Consider the following 17,836-nt stretch of genomic DNA (forward strand, 5'->3'; position numbering starts at 1 on the left):
TTTGCTATCTTGACGTATTTTCGTTAAAAACAAGCTAAGTTTTGCAGTTTTTAACGCAAAATAGAAATATTTAACGCTAAGGGAAATCTTAATGAAAAAATCAATTCTTGCAGTTGCACTTGCAACTGCGTTTCTTGGTGGTTGTGGTGACCAACAAGCTGATACCGCTAAAGTAGAAAAAGAACAAAAAGCGAAAGCGCCTGCAGCCACAAAAACAGCAGCACAAACTAAAGCAGAGCTTGGCAGCTTTGGGGTTGATCTGACTGCACGTAATTTAGACGTGAAACCAGGTGACGACTTCTTTATGTACGCAAGTGGTACATGGTACGACAATTATGTAATGCCAGCGGATAAAACACGCTTTGGTGCATTTACTGCGCTAGCTGAACGCAGTGAAAAACAAGTTAAAGAAATCATCGACGATATCACAAGCCGTAAAGACCTAAACGCAGAAGAGCAAATGATTGCTGATTTCTACAATGCGTATATGGATGTTGAAACAATCAACAAAAAAGGTATTACGCCAATCCAAGGTTTACTTGATGAAATTGGTTCAGTTAAAAACACGGATGACTTAACGCGTATCTTTGGTAATGCATGGCTAACAAGTGTGTCATCACCGATTGGCGGTGGCATGTGGTTTAACCGTTTAGACCCGAATCAATATGAAATGTCAATGGGCGCTGGCGGTTTAGGTTTACCAGATCGTTCATATTACCTTGAAGACAGCGAGCGTTTTGCTAAAACACGTGACGCATACGTTGCGCACATTGCAAGTGCACTTAAGTTTGCTGGCGTTGACAACACCGAAGAGCGCGCAAAAGCAATTTTAGCGCTTGAAACTAAAATAGCCGAAGGTCATTGGCCACGTGAAAAGCGTCGTAATCGCGATTTAACATTAAACCAAATTAAGCGCACTGACCTTGCAAAAGAATACCCTGGCTTTAACTGGGATCTGTATTTTGAGCAGACTGGTTATAAAGTACCGCAGCTAAATATGGCTCAGCCAGAACCAATCAAAGCAATGATTTCACTGATTAACGGTGAAGACATTAACGTTTGGAAAGATTACCTAACCTTTCATGCGATCCGTGGTAACGCAAGCCTACTTTCTGAAGAAATCTATGCAAATAATTTCGAATTCTTCGGTAAAGAATTAAGTGGTCAACAAGAACCGCGTCCACGTTGGAAGCGTGCAATTGGCGCGATGTCAGGCACTGAATCAATGGGTTTTGCGATTGGTAAAGTATACGTAAAACGTTACTTCCCAGAGTCATCAAAAGCACAAATGGCTGAGCTTGTAGAAAACCTTCGCACTGCACTTGGTGAGCGTATCGATGGTTTAGACTGGATGGGCGCTGAAACTAAAGTTAACGCAAAAGCGAAACTTGCTGCGTTTAACCCTAAAATTGGTTACCCAGATGTATGGCAGGAGTTCGACGGCCTGAAAATCGCAAAAGATGATTTAATGGGTAATGTGCGTAACACGCGTCAATTCTTCCGTGCTGAAAGTGCAGCAAAAGAGCTTGAAAAAACAGATCGTAATCGTTGGGGCATGACACCACAGCGCGTAAATGCATACTACAACAGTTCGTTTAATGAAATTGTATTCCCAGCTGCTATCTTACAGCCGCCATTCTTTGATCCAAACGCTGATGCGGCAGTTAACTATGGTGCGATTGGTGCGGTGATTGGTCACGAAATGGGTCACGGTTTTGATGATCAGGGTTCGAAATCTGATGCTAACGGTATTCAACGTAACTGGTGGACTGATTCAGACCGTTCTGCTTTTGAAGCAAAAGCAGACAAATTAGCAGAGCAGTACAGCAAGTACGAACCAATTCCAGATAACTTTGTAAACGGTCGTAACAGCTTAGGTGAAAACATTGGTGATGTGGGCGGCCTTGCAATGGCTTATCACGCGTATAAATTAAGCCTTAACGGTAAAGAAGCCGAAGTAATTGATGGCTTAACAGGCGATCAGCGTTTCTTCTTAGCGTGGGCACAAGTGTGGAAAGAAAAACGCACTGAGCAAAGCATGCTAAACCAATTACGCGCGGGTACTCACGCACCAGGTCGTTTCCGTGCACTTGCGCCACGTAACCATGATGCTTGGTACAAAGCGTTTGACGTAAAAGAAGGTGATGCACTTTACCTTAAACCAGAAGAGCGTGTTCGCATCTGGTAATCAAAATAGTACGTTTAAAAGCCCGGCTTAAGCTGGGCTTTTTGTTAACACCACATGTTAATTTAACAAATGGCTGGATACTTTCATTTTACTTTATTCTAAACCGCCTTTATCACCTTTATTTTTGTATATGGCGTAATCACTTAGCATTAAACGCTCGTCAACTTAGCGTAGCACTCATAAATCACACATTCTTTTGATCTATTTCCGCTATTTGTCAATATTTTAGCCACTTAGACCTCTGTACTATGCAACTTGTTAAATATTTGTGTTAATGTTCGCGCGCTTTTTAACAAACGCTGCAATTTTAATACAAGGCTTCACTCATGAATAACAAGCTGTTTTTGTGTCTACTGTTATTCAGCTTTATGCTGTTTACTCCGACTTCAATGGCCGCCTCCACGGTCGGCTCTCCTCTTGATTTAACTGCGAGCACGCTGGGCTACATCTGTATCGCAATTTTCGTTTTAGCATACGCATTTGTGATGCTTGAAGAAAAGTTACATATGCGCAAGTCCAAGCCGGTACTGGTTGCCGCAGGATTAATTTGGATCTTAATTGGTAGTTATTACGTTAATAATGACTTGCCAGGGATCACTGAAGCTGCGTTTAGACACAACTTGCTTGAATTTGCCGAGTTAATGTTGTTCTTATTAGTTGCCATGACCTACATTAATGCGCTTGAAGAACGTCGAGTATTTGATGCATTGCGCGCGTGGATGATCCGTAAAGGCTTTAGTTATCCTGTGCTTTTTTGGTTAACTGGTTGGTTATCATTCTTTATCTCACCAATTGCAGACAACTTAACCACCGCACTACTCATGTGTGCTGTGGTAATGAAAGTGGCTGAAGGCGACAAGAAGTTTATTAATTTGTGCTGTATTAACATTGTTATTGCAGCCAATGCGGGTGGCGCATTTAGTCCATTTGGCGATATTACAACACTTATGGTGTGGCAAGCAGGCAAAGTCGAGTTCCTTGAGTTCTTTGCGTTATTCTTACCGTCAGTAGTTAATTACCTTGTACCAGCTGCTATTATGAGCTTCTTTGTTGAGCGTAAACAGCCAGCTGCAGCGCAAGTAGATGTTGAACTAAAGCGCGGAGCAATCCGCATCTTATGCCTATTTTTACTTACCGTAACCACAGCTGTATTGTGTCATAGCCTACTTCACTTACCACCAGTACTTGGCATGATGATGGGTCTAGGTTATTTACAATTCTTTGGTTACTTCCTGCGTATGACATTACCAGGCTCTCTTGCACGTAAAAAAGCGCTTGCTGAAAGTAAAGGCGATGAAAGACGCTTAAAATCACTGGGTAGCGTAGTTCCGTTTGATGTATTTGCTAAAGTATCACGCGCAGAATGGGACACCTTATTATTCTTCTACGGCATCGTGGTGTGTGTTGGTGGTCTTGGTTTCTTGGGCTATTTAACATTAATGTCTGAAGCGCTATACGGCGGTATGTCAGCAACGACGGCAAACGTATTACTGGGGATGATTTCTGCGGTTATCGATAACATTCCAGTCATGTTTGCGGTACTTGCCATGTCGCCTGAATTATCACACGGTCAGTGGTTATTAATTACGCTTACAGCAGGCGTGGGCGGTAGCTTATTATCCATTGGTTCTGCGGCGGGTGTGGCATTAATGGGTCAGGCGCGTGGTTACTATACCTTCTTTGGTCATTTAAAATGGGCACCCGTGATTGCGCTTGGTTATGCCGCTAGTATTTTGGTGCATTTATGGGTTAACTCTGAGTTATTTACCATTTACACCTAACACACAGTAAGGGAAGCAAATGCTTCCCTTTTTTATTAACACGCTAATTTTTCTCTAAATACACTTTCTAAAAACTGCAGTAATATTTTTATTTTTGGTAAATTTATACGGTTTCTAGGATAAATCGCGTACATATCTGACGGCGTCAATTGCCAATTTCGTAATACCTTAACCAAACGTCCAGAGTTTACATCATCCTGACACATATAATTGGGTAAGGCGGTTATACCTAGCCCGTCAATACACGCTTGCTTAATCACACTAAAGTCATCAACAACCAGTTTGGGCGAAAAGCTAACTTCCTGTGTCTGACGTTTATTTAATAGCGTAATGCCTGACACGCTAATACTGCTGCTCATCACGAGCCAATTTAATGTGTCTAGAGATTTAATCTCGGGTTTAGTTGCTAACGCGTTTAAGTATTTTGGACTTGCGTACAACCCTCGGGTCGCGCAGCCTAACTTTTTAGCTATTAAGTTCGAATCCTCAAGCTTGCCAATGCGCACTAACATATCAAATCCACCTTCAACTAAGTCGACACGTTGATTAGTTAAATTAAGTTGCAATGAAAGCTCGGGATATTGAGATAAAAACTCAGTGATCTTGGGCTTTAAAATCTCTTGACCAATCGACACAGATGCGCCGACTTTTACTTCACCAGAAACTGTATTTCGTGCCTTATCAATCACCGCATTGGCTAGGGCTGCTTCTTCAGAAATACGTTTGCAGTGCGCTATGTAGTGCTTGCCCGCTTCTGTTAATTTTTGCGAACGCGTGGTTCTTTCAAGTAAGGTAATACCTAACGTTGACTCTAGTTTTGCTATTTTTCGACTGACGTTAGCTTTTGGCATTGCTAACCTTTGTGCTGCAGCGGTAAAGCTACCGCTTTCTACCACCGCAAGAAACACCATCATGTCATTTAAGTTAAGCATTGATTCTAATTGTTGTTGTAAATGAATTTATCTTAATCACAAACAGGTATTTTTAAAACAATAATTTCACTCTACTATGTATCTATCAAAGTAGAAAATGAATAGGAAATACCATGCAAGTATTAACACGTAATGAATTACCACTTGGTGGTTTTGCTGGTTTAGTTGAGCACCGTTTTGTCACGGATAGTCGATTATTCGGTTCACGTAAATCACCGTTAACATTCGAAGGATTGGGTCAATTTGTTTATTTGGCTGATGCCAAATTTAATCCTTTTGGTGAAACCACAATGCACCCTCATAAAGAGATAGACGTCATCACTATTATGCTTGATGGGCAAGTTACCCACGAAGGCTCATTAGAGCACGGTAAAAGTTTGCAAGCGGGTGATGCGCAAGTACAGCGCGCTGGTGGTGAAGGCTTTTCACACAATGAAATAAACCCAAATTCGTCAACTAATCGTTTATTACAATTATGGGTGTTGCCAGACACATTAGGCGAACCCGCAGCGTATAAATACTATAAAACAGCCAAACAAGGCATTACACATATTTACGGCGGTGATAAAACTCAAAACGCTACGTTTGATAGTAAAACCCATATTTACATCGTTAAACTCGCCGCTGGCGAAAGCTACCGTGCTGATACAGAAACATTAGCATATGTCTATAAGGGTAACCTAGATGTTGAAACTACAGAGCGACAAATAATGGCAACTGATGGCACGCTTGTACGTACTAAACACGCGACCTTTAGCGCACTAACACCGAGCGAGTTTGTAGTAATAAATCACGTAGAATAGTTAAAACGCCAATGCCAGTAGCGGCACATTTGACACAAACACAATTGCCGATGTAAGTGTTAACACTTTAATTTGTGTTGAAAGCATTCTCATTGAAGGAAAAAGCAAGGTCGCTGCTACTGCCACAAACGGTAAACCAAATGTGGTACCAAGAATAAACGCAATTTGCTTGCTGGGAACATCAAATGCACCATGGTTTATTGTGGCGTAATGAGCAAGATACGCATTTGAGATAATTAACACGGTTAATAACAACACCATTACCCAATCGAGCTTACGTTGAAAGGTGGGGTTAACCAACGAGTGTGAAGTATTGGTTTGTGCTGACGTATTCATAAGTCATCCTTGATAAGTTAGGTAGCGACTGGCTTAATATTGCGCGACTCCATTTGCAATAATTTAATATAAGCAAAGGGTGTACCTAATTTCAAGGAAATACGTCACTTAAAACATAATGCGTGATTGTGTTTATAAGTACGCCGTGTTGTGTCGCTTTTGCATTAGCGTAACAAATCCTTATGCAACGCTAATTTTAAGCTGATTAACCTTTTTAAAACCGGGTTATTTAAAGATTTTATTCGCCCACTTCGTTAAACCAGCAGTTACACTACCAAAGTTGTCACCATTTAACATTGGGATATCACCCAAAGCCTGTTGTAATGCCTTTTTGAGTAATGGCGATTGTGCACTACCGCCAGTTAGGTAAATCACATCTGGGCGGGTACCGGCTGCACAAATTGCGTCGTGCGCAAGATTCACCATTTGCTTTAAACTGTCATTAATCGCATCGCTCAAATCATGATGTTCAATTAACTGCATAAGATCAGATTCAACAAACGAAAGATCTGCATAATGCGTGCTCTGTTCCGATAAACCAATTTTCGCCAACTCCCCTTGCCTAACGACTTGATGAGATTGTTTATTTTCAAGCACTTTAATTAAACGCGAAAGTAAATTTGGCTGCTCTACATCACGCAATAAACGCGTTAATTCGCGATGATTTGTATCGCTGTAAAACTCACTTTGCAAATGAATATCGTTGATTTTACACGCTTGCCAATAAAGTGGATGTGGCATAGGTAAACCCGATTTCATTTGTGTTCCTAAACCAAATTGCGGCATCAATTTATGAAAACTTAGAGCGATGTCTAAATCGTTTCCGCCAATACGTTTACCTGTATGCGAAAGAAAGTCGTTGCTGCGATCATGGTTTTCGCGAAACGATGGACCCATTTGCACGAATGAGCAATCCGACGTACCACCGCCAATATCAACCACCAGCACTTTAGTATTTTCAGTGAGGGAGGTTTCAAAGTCGATACCAGCAGCCAGTGGCTCATACAAGAATTCTACGTGTTTAAACCCTGCTCGCTGAGCTGCTTTGGTTAATATACTAATCGCTTGTTGATTGCTTTCTTCTCCGCCAACGGCTTGAAAGTTAACTGGGCGACCAATTACCGTATGCGATAAACTATGTTTTAAATGGTTTTCGGCGCGGGTTTTGATTGCCATAATCATGGCTGTAGCAATGTCTTCAAAAAATGCAATTTGCTCTGGTTTTAACCCGGTTGCACCGAAAAATGATTTAGGAGATTTAACGTAAAAGCCTTCTTCGGGGAATTCTATATACTCATCGATGGCTTCTCGGCCAATGTAAATTCCGCTTTCATTATTTGCTAAATCAAGATCGCTGCGAATAGCAGGAATACCGGCCAACAGTCCTTTTCGTTGACTAACGTACGTGTCAGCCAGGTCGCCCTTAGCTAAGTTTTTAGCAACATAGTCAACAATTAAACTGTTGTGCTGAGCATATAAAGTAGATGGTAAATACGGTTTGCCATTCTCTAGCGGTACAAGCTTAGGAACACCTTGCTCTAAAACACCCATAGCGCAATTTGAACTACCATAATCAAAACCAACAATCATCGCATACTCCTAAGCAAAAAAAGGTCGCGCAGAGTAGCACAGAGCGTTAGCAAGTACCATGGTTTTTAAAATTGATTGTGTATCATCCAATACAACCCGCTCTAAAGCGGTAAAATAAGGCATTAGTTTTTAACACGTGCTTATTTTTTAATACATTTTAATAGTGAACGTATCACTTAAAACTCGATTATACGGTAAATAACAAGTTGAAAATGCTTACTATACTATTAGTTAAATTACCGAAAGAGATAAGCTACTCGTTCTTAGGCAATCATGGTTAAATATTTACTGATTATAATTATAAGCGTTGCCTTCACGTTGGCGCTCGTTGCAATGTCATCGCTTTCAGCCACTTATTATTGGCTTGATTTAGTGACAAGTTTTATTCCACACCTATTGATGCTGAGCCTTGGCTTATCGTTGATACTCATTTTTATAAAGCCAAAATTAGCATCTAACATCGCTGTAATTACATTCACCACATTGTTAATTAATCTACCTATAAATCTTTCATTTAATTACTACAGCGACCCCAGCATTACGGTTAGCCAACTTAACCTTAATTATTACAATGCTGACATTGAAAGCGTTTACAACATACTTGGCAACGAAGGTAGCGATATAACAGCACTATTTGAAGTGAATGATACTGATCGCGCACGCTTTATCGCGCTGCGTGGAGATTACTTTGATTATGGCTCTGCCGAAATTGAAGGGTTTCCAGATGGTATCGGTGTCATTACTAAATTCCCAATTTTGCAACGTATCACTCACTCAGTTTTTGAAAACAGCGTACGGGGTGTTATTGTTGAACTGCATTTAGCCGTAGAACATGAAAAATTACGTGTATTTGCTTTGCACCCACCCTCGCCGCGTAATCAAAAATTGTGGCATAAACGCAATATGATGTTGTTGTACTTAACAAACCTATTAAACCAACACCATGACATTAAACACACATTAGTATTAGGAGATTTTAATACCGGACCTTTGTCACAACACTTTACCCGTGTTGAGCGTTTCAACACTTGCTATCAATTAGCTGGCCATTATGCATCTTGGTCACCTGTTAAATTACCGCAGCCGTTATATTCGATTTTTGGACTTACCATTGACCACTGCTTATTAAGTGACTCACTATTACTCGATACATTAACCACCCAATATATCCCGGGTAGTGACCATGCTATGTTGAAATATAACATTGTATTACCAAAGCAATAAAAATACGTTGAGATATGGCAGACTATGCTAAACTCCGCGGCGATTTATTAAGTGAGAATTCTATGAACCGTCGCAAAAAAATTTATGAAAAGCTGAAAAAGAAAGACAAGAAAGCAAACGAAAAGCTGAATAAAAATAATAAGCCAAAATACATCTCGAAAGCAGAGCGTGAAAAACTGGCACAAACGACACCTGACAACAATCAGTCAGAAGACTAGAGCGTAAAGTAAAACACGCTCTACATTATTTATGTTGGGCTTTTTTAAACAGCAATAAAATAAAGTAACGCTCGTTTGCAGCAAAGCGTTAAACGCACCGAATACAGAAACAAAGAAGTAACACATTAAATAAGAATTTTGTCGGTTTATTTAGATTTAACTACGTTATATATTAATAACGGGAATAATAGTTAAATTATGCCGAACACTAAAAACGATTAATTGTTATATAATTGAATGTAAAAGCGTTTTTAACTGAAAGGTACGTTATTAGACACATAACGCATGGAGTGGGTACGAGTTTGTATCGAATAGCTATTTTTAATGTTTGTTTAATACTTTGCACGTTTTCGCTGTATGTAGCGGCAAGCGCAAAGCTCAATGTGGTTACCGAAGAGTGGCGACCATATAATTATACAAACGAGCACGGTGAAGTTGTTGGTCGCGCGACTGAGCGCGTCAAAGCTATTCTAGACAGTATTAATATTGAGTACCAAATTACGTCTTACCCGTGGGCGCGTTCTATGATTTTAACCGCTAACGACGAAAACACCCTTATTTATACCATTCTTAAAACAAAAGAGCGCGAAAACTTGTTTCAATGGGTTTGTCCGCTTATTGGCCCAGTTAAAGTTAATTTGTACAAGTTAGCGAAGCGCAAAGAGATAAATATAACCACGCTTGAGCACGCTAAGCGCTATGTTACATCCATCGAAAAGGGCGAATCAGATCATGAATATTTGTTGGCAAATGGCTTCAAAAATGGCGTTAACCTCGATGTAACGAGCGACCCTTACGCAGGTGCACGAAAGTTTTTTGCAGGACGTGTCGACTTGGTATTACAAACAGAGTGGGAAATGTCAGAAAATCTGCGTCATTTCAATCATACCGAGTCTGAAATCGAAAAGTTGATTGAGGTAACTAAGGCCAGTGACGAAGAAGGCTGCTTAGCGTTCAGCAACAAAACAGATAAAGCATTAGTAGAAAAAGTAAGAAACGCATTAAAAGCGTATAATCAAAAACACGGCTTATAATCACAACTTACCGCAACAACTACCCCGTTCCCGGCAATACACATTTGTTAACATTTATTGTGATGAGTTTATAGTAAAGTGACATTAGATTTGGTAAATATATCAACCATATAGAAAGTCTATAAAGCATATTACTTTAACTTCAAAAGGATTTGACCTTGCAATACGTTGAAATTTTTACGCTCGTTCTGTTTGCTGTGCTCTTTAGCATTGGTTACAAAAAAAATAACCGCAATATGATGTTAACTGCCTCATTATGTTTGTTAATTGGTTTTGCTATCGAACCATTTGTAATCGGGTTTGAGCAGGGCATTGCAGATGCGCGAAATTAAAAAATTAACAGTATCACATTAAAAGGACATTCAAATGAGACTTAAACTGGCTCCCCTATTCGTAATCTTTCTGTTTTTTGTTACATACTCGATGAGCGCAAGTGCAGAAGAATGCTCTGTAAAACTCAGCGCGAAAGAACAAACGCGTTGTTTAGAACGAAAAATTGTTAAATTAGAAAAAGTGATTGAAACATTGAGCAAACAATCAAGTTTGCTGCCAAAAAATACGATTGTTGAACTTGATGCGACACAATGCCCACTTGGTTGGACTAAATATGACTCACATCAAAATAACATTAACAGTCGTTCTGTCGCGCCAACAACCATTAAATGCAAAAAATCTTAGCGCATCCTAATTGGTGACTATGAAAGCATTTACTTATATCGCAATTTCTCTGTGCGTTGTGACTTCGCTTATTTTGATTTTAAACGGCGAAAACACAACGCAAGATATAACAAATACGTCGCTTAAAACGCAGCAGAACATCGAACAGTTTGAACATGAAAAAATCACCAAACCTCAGCCTATAACTAACGCGTTACCCACACAATCAAAGCACACCAAGCAAGGCCATTTAATTGAAATTACCAAACCACAATGGCGTTTTGAAGATGACATAAAGAGCCAGTTAAGTGCATTAAAGTTACGTGCAAAATCGGGAGACGCTGAAGCGAGTTACCTTCTTGCCCGTAATTTTCGTTATTGTTTATTCGCACCGTTAAATGAGCAAATGTTTGAAGACAAGCTTGAGCAAGCCTACCAATTTACAGACAGCACCGTGGCAATTGAGCGTGTGCGTGAACAGTATACCTATTGCCAGGGGCTTGAATCAGAAAATTTAAACGCCTTTTACACCTACTTAGAAACTGCAGCAACTCAAGGATTTGTGCCTGCGCAGGAAACATTAGGGCACGTCACTGCTGAGTTTTACATGCAATCACAAGGCTATGCATCATTATCGCGCGATGATTATATTGCAACGCGCAATGCATTTACGACACAAAAACTTGCGCTGTTAGAGCAAGCGGGTAAAAAAGGCAGTATTGATGCATTAATTCAATTGTCGAATCTGCATCACTCACAAAACGCAGGGAAATTTGGTCATGTAAAGTCATTTGCTCTAAACCAATTGATCACCCAATTTACCAACAATGACAAAATTTATAATCGCTTCTCTAGGTTCGTTAATAGACAGTACGATAGGCTCACTGCTGAAGAGCATGATAAAGCGAGTGAACTGCTGGAGCAGTGGTCAACGGATATTTATAAAAACGGTACGCTCTATCATTAGCGTATTTTTATAAAATATAACGCTCAGCGAGTAGATATAAGATTAGTGAAAACATTATTAAAATGCGCGCGTTATTTAAAGGTGTGTGACTTTGTCACACACCCGTATAACAGATTGAGTACGACTACTTAGTGACTTTGCGTACCCTAAAGTTACGGCCTTTCATTTTGCCTTCGCTAATGGTTTTTACAGCCGCATTGGCAATTTTTCGCGTTACCGCGACATACGATGTCATCGCCGTTACTTTGATTTTACCAATGTGTTCACCGGTAATTGTGCTATTTGACGTAAGCGCACCCAGAATATCGCCCGGGCGAAGTTTTGCTTTTTTACCACCATCAATTTGCAGCGTAATATTTGGCGCGCGCTCAATCGCGTTTGCAAATACCTCATCGCCTGGTAAATCAGTGGGCGTTGCTTCGATATTTAAATAGTCTTCTAACGCATTCACTTTATGGGATTCTTTATAACTCATAAGCGAACAGGCAATACCTTTATTGCCGGCGCGGCCGGTACGGCCAATGCGGTGAACATGCACTTCAGGGTCGTGCGCTATGTGATAATTCACCACCATATCAACATGGTCAACATCAATGCCGCGCGCTGCAACATCGGTTGCAACCAAAATAGTTAAACTCTTGTTAGCAAAGCGCACTAAAGTACGGTCACGATCTTTTTGTTCTAAATCACCATGCAGCGCAGCACTATCAAAGCCAAAATGACTTAATTCATCGCATACATTTTGACATTCACTTTTGGTATTACAAAACACCACCGCTGATTTTGGCTGAAACTTAAGTAATAGGCGATTAACCGCATCTAAACGTGCATCATTATTTTCAACTTCATAAAAATATTGGCTAATTGAGCTGTGATCATGCGTTGCTTCTACCACGATTTTTTCAGGATTAACCATCACATGCTGTGCTAACTGCTCGATTTTAGTTGGGTAAGTGGCACTAAATAATAAATTTTGTCTTGCTGTTGGTAGGTGCTCAATGATGCAATTAAGTGACTCTTCAAACCCCATTTCTAGCATACGATCGGCTTCATCAAGCACAAAGGTATTTACTTCATCTAGAATTAAACGCCCTTTTCGTAAATGCTCTTCAATACGCCCTGGCGTACCAACCACAATGTGGGCGCCATGTTCAAGCGAGCCTATTTGTGGCCCCATCGGTGCGCCACCACATAATGCAAGCACTTTAATATTGTGAATCGCACGTGCGAGCTTTCGTATCTCTACTGCTACTTGGTCGGCAAGTTCACGTGTCGGGCACACAACCACTGCTTGCACGCGAAAACGTTTAACATTTAAGTTATGTAACAAGCCAAGTGAAAACGCAGCCGTTTTACCCGAACCTGTTTTGCCCTGCCCAATCACATCTTTACCCGCAAGAATAAGCGGCAAGGTTTGCGCCTGAATATCGGTCATTGTGGTATAACCTAAACTGGTTAAGTTTTCTAAAAGCGCGGGCGATAACGCCGTAGTTGAAAAACAAGAAGTTGAAGACAAAGCGAACACTCAAATATTGCAAAAAGAGAAGTATATCACAGCATGTCATCACTGTTAGTCTCAAACTATGCTTGCTATAGTGTCACAAACAATTAAATGAACTGATCACTTTGAAAAAAATCGCGCTCTTTGTAGATATTCAAAATATCTACTACACCACACGCCAAGCCTATCAACGCCAATTTAATTACCGTGAGTTATGGCAACAAATGTCTAATCAAGGAGAAATTGTACTCGCCAATGCATACGCAATCGCGCGCCAAGACGACCAACAGCATAAATTTCAAAAAGCACTTAAACACATTGGCTTTGACGTAAAACTCAAACCCTTTATCCAACGCGCTGACGGCTCAGCAAAAGGCGATTGGGATGTGGGTATTACGATTGATGTTTTAGAGCATGCGCCGAATGTTGATGTGGTGTGTTTACTCTCTGGCGATGGGGATTTTGATTTATTACTGCAAAAAGTTGCAGCTAAACATGGTATAGAAACCTGGGTATATGGCGTTGAAAAACTTACCGCACAGTCACTTATTTACAGTGCCAGTCGTTTTCAACCTATTACCAATGGATTGTTACTATAGATGACTAGTCATGGCGAGAAAATTATCCCTGATACAATATGTAAAACGCCGTAATGGTGTACCGCTCGGTGCATCAGGCTCGCTTACAAACATGCTTAAAAATGCCCTTGGTGCTAATAACTTTTCGCAGTTTTGGCTTTATTGGAACCCGATTTGGGGCTATTACTTAGCGACGAAAATTCAAAAACCACTAACGCTCTTTTTGCCACACACTCTCGCGCTAATTTTAACATTTAGTATCAGTGGACTAGTTCACGATTTAGCGGTAAGCGTAATCAAACAAGAAGTATTTTTTGTTTGTACACCGTGGTTTTTTGTAATGAGTTTAGCCGTTATAGCATCGACTAAATTGAACATTAATGTGAGCAAGTTTACTTTCGTTATCCGAGCATTTATACATTTATCGACCATAGTTATTTGCTACTGGCTAAGTGATTTCATTTTGCGATTAATGTAACAAAATAATTCTAAGCCTTTATTTTTCTTGGCAATAAAATAGTTAGTCGCTAGATTAGTTTATGTTTATAAAATCAACAGGAACTAAAATGCGCTTAATTATTATTTGCTTATTATCATTTTTAACAATACCTACGGTGCTTGCAAAAACAACGCAAATTGACCTAAAAGTATTCGCCACAGACTACTACAATGCAATGGTTGCAACTCAAGCACCAAACGCAACATCAAAAGAGTTAGAAAATTACTTAGCATTTTTAACCGATGATATAGGTCACACGCATTTACCTTATGTGACTGATGATGCGAGAAGACCCGATGGCAAAGAAGCGATGCGTAAAGGCATGACGTTTTATTTAGGTGCACACACAGAATACAACTCAAAGTTACTCAATGTATTTGCTTTTAATAACTCAGCTGTTGCGATTCGTTACACATCAAATGCCAAAGGCATTCATCCGCAAAATAAGCAGCCACTTGCGTATTCAAATGTGATGATGGAAGTACTCGAAATTGAAGATGGTAAAGTTGCGGTTATTCGTAAATATCATGAATAACGGTTCGCATGTGATAAGAATATTTAAATGATTCGTTAGACAATAAAAAAGCGCGGTAAGCAGAACTTACCGCGCTTTTCGTTAAATCAGTTTATTAAACCATTTTAACTGGTACTGCTTGCTCAGAACCGAACTTAGTCGTTAGCTCTTCTTCAAGCGGTGTAAACGCTGTTAGGTCAATGCCTTCAACTGCTGCTGAGTATTCAGCCATAGTTGGGAAACGACCAAGAATAGTTGAAAGTACTACTAATGGTGTTGAACCAAGTAGTGACTCACCTTTCTTCTCTGAAGTATCAGCTACAACACGGCCTTGGAAAAGACGTGTTGATGTTGCGATAACTGTATCACCTGGTTCTGCTTTTTCTTGGTTACCCATACATAGGTTACAGCCTGGGCGTTCTAGGTATAGGATGTTTTCGTACTTAGTACGTGCAGCCGTTTTCGGATTTGCATCGTCAAACTCAAAACCTGCGTACTTAGCAAGTACTTCCCAATCACCTTCAGCTTTAAGCTCATCAACAATGTTGTATGTTGGTGGCGCAACAACCAGTGGCGCTTTAAATTCGATTGAACCGTTTTGCTTTTCTAGGTTACGTAGCATTTGCGCGATGATCTGCATGTCACCTTTGTGAACCATACACGAACCAACGAAACCAAGGTCAACTGGTTTGCCATCGTAGAAAGAAACTGGACGAATAACATCGTGCGTGTAACGCTTAGACACGTCATCGTTGTTTACGTCTGGGTCAGCGATCATTGGCTCAACGATTTCGTCAAGGTTAACCACAACTTCTGCGTAGTACTTAGCGTTGTCATCTGGTGCAAGTGCTGGTTGCTCACCAGACTTAATACCTGCGATACGCTCGTCAGCCAAGTCGATAAGACCTTGAAGCGTTTTCGCTTCGTTTTCCATACCCTTGTTGATCATGATCTGGATACGGCTCTTAGCAAGTTCAATTGACTTGATAAGTGTTTCGTCGTTTGAAATACAGATTGACGCTTTCGCTTTCATTTCTGCAGTCCAGTCAGTAAACGTGAACGCTTGGTCAGCCATTAGTGTACCAATGTGAACTTCGATAATACGACCTTGGAACACGTTCTCACCGCCAAATTGCTTAAGCATTTGTGCTTGCGTTGCGTGTACCACGTCACGGAAGTCCATGTGCTTAGCCATTTTGCCTTTAAACGTTACTTTAACTGAATCAGGAATTGGCATTGCCGATTCACCTGTTGCTAAAGCAAGTGCTACAGTACCTGAGTCGGCACCGAATGCTACACCTTTAGACATACGCGTGTGTGAGTCACCACCGATGATGATTGCACGGTCGTCCACAGTAATATCGTTTAATACTTTGTGGATTACGTCAGTCATTGAGTGGTAAATGCCTTTAGGATCACGTGCAGTGATAAGGCCAAACTTGTTCATGAACGCCATTAATTTAGGAATGTTTGCTTGCGCTTTTGCATCCCAAACTGATGCTGTGTGACAACCAGACTGATAAGCACCATCTACAAGTGGTGAAATCGTTGAAGCAGCCATCGCTTCAAGTTCCTGACATGTCATAGGGCCCGTTGTATCTTGCGAACCTACGATGTTAACTTTAACACGTACGTTTGAACCAGCGTGTAGTGGCGTTTCAGATTGCACACCTACCGCATTACGGTTAAAGATTTTCTCAACCGCAGTAAGGCCTTGGCCTTCGTGTGAGATTTCTTTTGACGGTGCGTAAACTGCTGGTGCATCAACGCCTAGCGTTTCTGCTGCTAGCGTTTGAAGTTTCTTACCGAATACAACCGCGTAAGAGCCGCCCGCGCGCATGAATTCAACTTTCTGTGGCGTGAATGCAGATGACACATCTACAAGCTCTTTGTCACCGTTGTATAGTTTCTTCGCTTGGGTATCAATTGTTAATACCGTACCCGTTGCTACTGAGTAAGCTTCTTCTAGTACTGGGTCGCCATTTGCGTCTGTAACTGTTTTACCGTCAGCGTCAACTTTCTTAACCCAGTTTTTAAGGTCAAGACCGATACCACCGGTTACGTCAACCGTTGTAAGGAAGATAGGCGCAATACCGTTTGTACCAGCAACAACCGGTGCGATGTTAATAAATGGAACATATGGGCTCGCTTGCTCACCTGCCCAAAGTGCAACGTTATTCACACCAGACATACGTGAAGAACCTACACCCATAGTACCTTTCTCTGCGATAAGCATTACTTTCGCGTTAGGGTGCTTTTCTTTAAGTGCAACGATTTCTTGTTGTGCTTCTGGTGTAATCATACATTGGCCGTGTAATTCACGGTCAGCACGTGAGTGCGCTTGGTTACCTGGAGAAAGTAAATCGGTAGAGATATCACCTTCACCTGCAATGTAAGTTACAACTTCAATCTTCTCAGGAATGTTAGGAAGTTTTGTGAAGAACTCAGCATTTGCGTAGCTTTCTAAAATTTCTTTAGCAACTGCGTTGCCTGCTTTGAACGCATCTTGTAAACGCGTTGTATCAGCATCGTATAAGAATACTTGTGTTTTAAGTACGTCAGCAGCTTGTTTTGCAACTGCTTCATCATTACCTAGTGCAAGATCAAGTAATACTGCGATTGATGGACCACCTTTCATGTGTGAAAGTAGTTCAAACGCAAAGTCAGCTGAAATTTCAGCAACACTTTCTTCACCAAGAATGATTTCTTTTAAGAATTGCGCTTTAACGCCTGCCGCTGGTGTAGTACCAGGAAGCGTGTTGTAGATGAAGAATTTTAATGAATCTTCACGGTGCTCATTTGTTGTATCTTTAATTTGAGCGATGATTTCAGATAGTAGCTCTGCACTATCAATTGGCTTTGGGCTCAAACCAAGGTCTTTTTTACGAACCTCAATTTCTTCCATGTATTCTGTGTACAAACTCATAAAAAACTCTCGACGTGTTTTTGAAAAGATATGAACTAAGTATTTTACATGATTTTTACTCACTCACTAAACTGTCGAGTCTAAAAAA

The 17,836-nt window shown here is 40.6% G+C and carries 17 protein-coding genes; 12 read left to right on the forward strand and 5 right to left on the reverse strand.

All coding sequences use genetic code 11. The features are described 5' to 3' along the window. Window positions 1-91: 91 nt before the first annotated feature. Together ACHSBP_RS14155 and nhaD are read left to right on the forward strand one after the other, a co-directional pair. The gene (locus ACHSBP_RS14155; RefSeq protein WP_395389233.1) at window positions 92-2,188 is read left to right on the forward strand and encodes a M13 family metallopeptidase; all 2,097 of its coding nucleotides are present in this window, start codon (window positions 92-94) and stop codon (window positions 2,186-2,188) included. A gap of 368 nt (window positions 2,189-2,556) precedes the next feature. After that, entirely contained in the window at window positions 2,557-3,969 is a 1,413-nt protein-coding gene (nhaD, locus tag ACHSBP_RS14160; RefSeq protein WP_040642663.1) for a sodium:proton antiporter NhaD, read from the forward strand. A 35-nt stretch (window positions 3,970-4,004) separates the two neighbouring features. Here the strand turns inward: nhaD and ACHSBP_RS14165 are convergent, their stop codons facing one another. Beyond that, window positions 4,005-4,901 carry a LysR family transcriptional regulator gene (locus ACHSBP_RS14165; protein ID WP_395389234.1) on the reverse strand — a complete coding sequence of 299 codons (897 nt, stop codon included), beginning with the start codon at window positions 4,899-4,901 and terminating at the stop codon, window positions 4,005-4,007. 113 nt (window positions 4,902-5,014) lie between these two features. On the opposite strand from ACHSBP_RS14165, the gene ACHSBP_RS14170 reads away from it, so the two are divergent. Beyond that, entirely contained in the window at window positions 5,015-5,704 is a 690-nt protein-coding gene (locus tag ACHSBP_RS14170; RefSeq protein ID WP_395389236.1) for a pirin family protein, read from the forward strand. On the opposite strand, the gene ACHSBP_RS14175 is transcribed toward ACHSBP_RS14170, so the two are convergent. Both ACHSBP_RS14175 and yegD read right to left on the reverse strand, forming a co-directional pair. Then, entirely contained in the window at window positions 5,705-6,040 is a 336-nt protein-coding gene (locus ACHSBP_RS14175) for a hypothetical protein (RefSeq protein ID WP_010559008.1), read from the reverse strand. A 225-nt stretch (window positions 6,041-6,265) separates the two neighbouring features. Next, window positions 6,266-7,630: a molecular chaperone gene (gene yegD, locus ACHSBP_RS14180; RefSeq protein ID WP_395389237.1), complete on the reverse strand. Its 1,365-nt coding sequence runs from the start codon at window positions 7,628-7,630 to the stop codon at window positions 6,266-6,268. 333 nt (window positions 7,631-7,963) lie between these two features. On the opposite strand from yegD, the gene ACHSBP_RS14185 reads away from it, so the two are divergent. The 6 genes from ACHSBP_RS14185 to ACHSBP_RS14210 all read left to right on the forward strand — a co-directional run bounded on the left by ACHSBP_RS14185 (window position 7,964) and on the right by ACHSBP_RS14210 (window position 11,730). Next, window positions 7,964-8,854, forward strand: coding sequence for an endonuclease/exonuclease/phosphatase family protein (locus tag ACHSBP_RS14185; protein ID WP_158523468.1), 891 nt, complete (start codon window positions 7,964-7,966; stop codon window positions 8,852-8,854). A gap of 62 nt (window positions 8,855-8,916) precedes the next feature. Continuing rightward, window positions 8,917-9,072, forward strand: coding sequence for a DUF2986 domain-containing protein (locus ACHSBP_RS14190; protein ID WP_084616604.1), 156 nt, complete (start codon window positions 8,917-8,919; stop codon window positions 9,070-9,072). A 302-nt stretch (window positions 9,073-9,374) separates the two neighbouring features. Beyond that, on the forward strand, window positions 9,375-10,106 hold the full coding sequence (locus ACHSBP_RS14195; protein WP_010559004.1) for an ABC transporter substrate-binding protein: 732 nt from the start codon (window positions 9,375-9,377) through the stop codon (window positions 10,104-10,106). A 158-nt stretch (window positions 10,107-10,264) separates the two neighbouring features. Beyond that, complete coding sequence (locus tag ACHSBP_RS14200; RefSeq protein ID WP_021033080.1) at window positions 10,265-10,438, forward strand: hypothetical protein; 174 nt, start codon at window positions 10,265-10,267, stop codon at window positions 10,436-10,438. Window positions 10,439-10,472: 34 nt separating this feature from the next. Further along, window positions 10,473-10,784, forward strand: a complete 312-nt coding sequence (locus tag ACHSBP_RS14205) for a hypothetical protein (protein WP_010559003.1) — start codon at window positions 10,473-10,475, stop codon at window positions 10,782-10,784. Between the two features lie 19 nt (window positions 10,785-10,803). Then, a complete protein-coding gene (locus tag ACHSBP_RS14210; protein WP_010559002.1) occupies window positions 10,804-11,730 on the forward strand; it encodes a hypothetical protein in 927 nt (308 codons plus the stop codon). A gap of 124 nt (window positions 11,731-11,854) precedes the next feature. Here ACHSBP_RS14210 and dbpA read toward each other — a convergent pair whose 3' ends face one another. Then, a complete protein-coding gene (gene dbpA, locus ACHSBP_RS14215; RefSeq protein WP_395389238.1) occupies window positions 11,855-13,255 on the reverse strand; it encodes an ATP-dependent RNA helicase DbpA in 1,401 nt (466 codons plus the stop codon). Between the two features lie 101 nt (window positions 13,256-13,356). Between dbpA and ACHSBP_RS14220 the strand changes: the two genes are divergently transcribed. The 3 genes from ACHSBP_RS14220 to ACHSBP_RS14230 all read left to right on the forward strand — a co-directional run bounded on the left by ACHSBP_RS14220 (window position 13,357) and on the right by ACHSBP_RS14230 (window position 14,843). Next, window positions 13,357-13,830, forward strand: coding sequence for an NYN domain-containing protein (locus tag ACHSBP_RS14220; protein WP_010559000.1), 474 nt, complete (start codon window positions 13,357-13,359; stop codon window positions 13,828-13,830). Window positions 13,831-13,840: 10 nt separating this feature from the next. Further along, window positions 13,841-14,287, forward strand: coding sequence for an acyltransferase (locus ACHSBP_RS14225; protein ID WP_010558999.1), 447 nt, complete (start codon window positions 13,841-13,843; stop codon window positions 14,285-14,287). Window positions 14,288-14,375: 88 nt separating this feature from the next. Next, window positions 14,376-14,843, forward strand: a complete 468-nt coding sequence (locus tag ACHSBP_RS14230; RefSeq protein ID WP_010558998.1) for a nuclear transport factor 2 family protein — start codon at window positions 14,376-14,378, stop codon at window positions 14,841-14,843. A gap of 94 nt (window positions 14,844-14,937) precedes the next feature. Here the strand turns inward: ACHSBP_RS14230 and ACHSBP_RS14235 are convergent, their stop codons facing one another. Next, complete coding sequence (locus ACHSBP_RS14235) at window positions 14,938-17,748, reverse strand: bifunctional aconitate hydratase 2/2-methylisocitrate dehydratase (protein ID WP_084616598.1); 2,811 nt, start codon at window positions 17,746-17,748, stop codon at window positions 14,938-14,940. Window positions 17,749-17,836: the final 88 nt, after the last annotated feature.

The sequence above is a fragment of the Pseudoalteromonas sp. XMcav1-K genome (assembly GCF_044005875.1).
In the GTDB taxonomy this organism is placed as follows: Bacteria; Pseudomonadota; Gammaproteobacteria; order Enterobacterales; family Alteromonadaceae; genus Pseudoalteromonas; species Pseudoalteromonas spongiae.

What these genes read in the sequence shown, in the direction of transcription:
- ACHSBP_RS14155 (WP_395389233.1), top strand. Translation starts at nt 92, where the DNA reads ATGAAAAAATCAATTCTTGCAGTTGCACTTGCAACTGCGTTTCTTGGT.
- nhaD (WP_040642663.1), top strand. Translation starts at nt 2,557, where the DNA reads ATGCTGTTTACTCCGACTTCAATGGCCGCCTCCACGGTCGGCTCTCCT.
- ACHSBP_RS14165 (WP_395389234.1), bottom strand. Translation starts at nt 4,901, where the DNA reads ATGCTTAACTTAAATGACATGATGGTGTTTCTTGCGGTGGTAGAAAGC.
- ACHSBP_RS14170 (WP_395389236.1), top strand. Translation starts at nt 5,015, where the DNA reads ATGCAAGTATTAACACGTAATGAATTACCACTTGGTGGTTTTGCTGGT.
- ACHSBP_RS14175 (WP_010559008.1), bottom strand. Translation starts at nt 6,040, where the DNA reads ATGAATACGTCAGCACAAACCAATACTTCACACTCGTTGGTTAACCCC.
- yegD (WP_395389237.1), bottom strand. Translation starts at nt 7,630, where the DNA reads ATGATTGTTGGTTTTGATTATGGTAGTTCAAATTGCGCTATGGGTGTT.
- ACHSBP_RS14185 (WP_158523468.1), top strand. Translation starts at nt 7,964, where the DNA reads ATGTCATCGCTTTCAGCCACTTATTATTGGCTTGATTTAGTGACAAGT.
- ACHSBP_RS14190 (WP_084616604.1), top strand. Translation starts at nt 8,917, where the DNA reads ATGAACCGTCGCAAAAAAATTTATGAAAAGCTGAAAAAGAAAGACAAG.
- ACHSBP_RS14205 (WP_010559003.1), top strand. Translation starts at nt 10,473, where the DNA reads ATGAGACTTAAACTGGCTCCCCTATTCGTAATCTTTCTGTTTTTTGTT.
- ACHSBP_RS14210 (WP_010559002.1), top strand. Translation starts at nt 10,804, where the DNA reads ATGAAAGCATTTACTTATATCGCAATTTCTCTGTGCGTTGTGACTTCG.
- ACHSBP_RS14225 (WP_010558999.1), top strand. Translation starts at nt 13,841, where the DNA reads ATGGCGAGAAAATTATCCCTGATACAATATGTAAAACGCCGTAATGGT.
- ACHSBP_RS14230 (WP_010558998.1), top strand. Translation starts at nt 14,376, where the DNA reads ATGCGCTTAATTATTATTTGCTTATTATCATTTTTAACAATACCTACG.
- ACHSBP_RS14235 (WP_084616598.1), bottom strand. Translation starts at nt 17,748, where the DNA reads ATGAGTTTGTACACAGAATACATGGAAGAAATTGAGGTTCGTAAAAAA.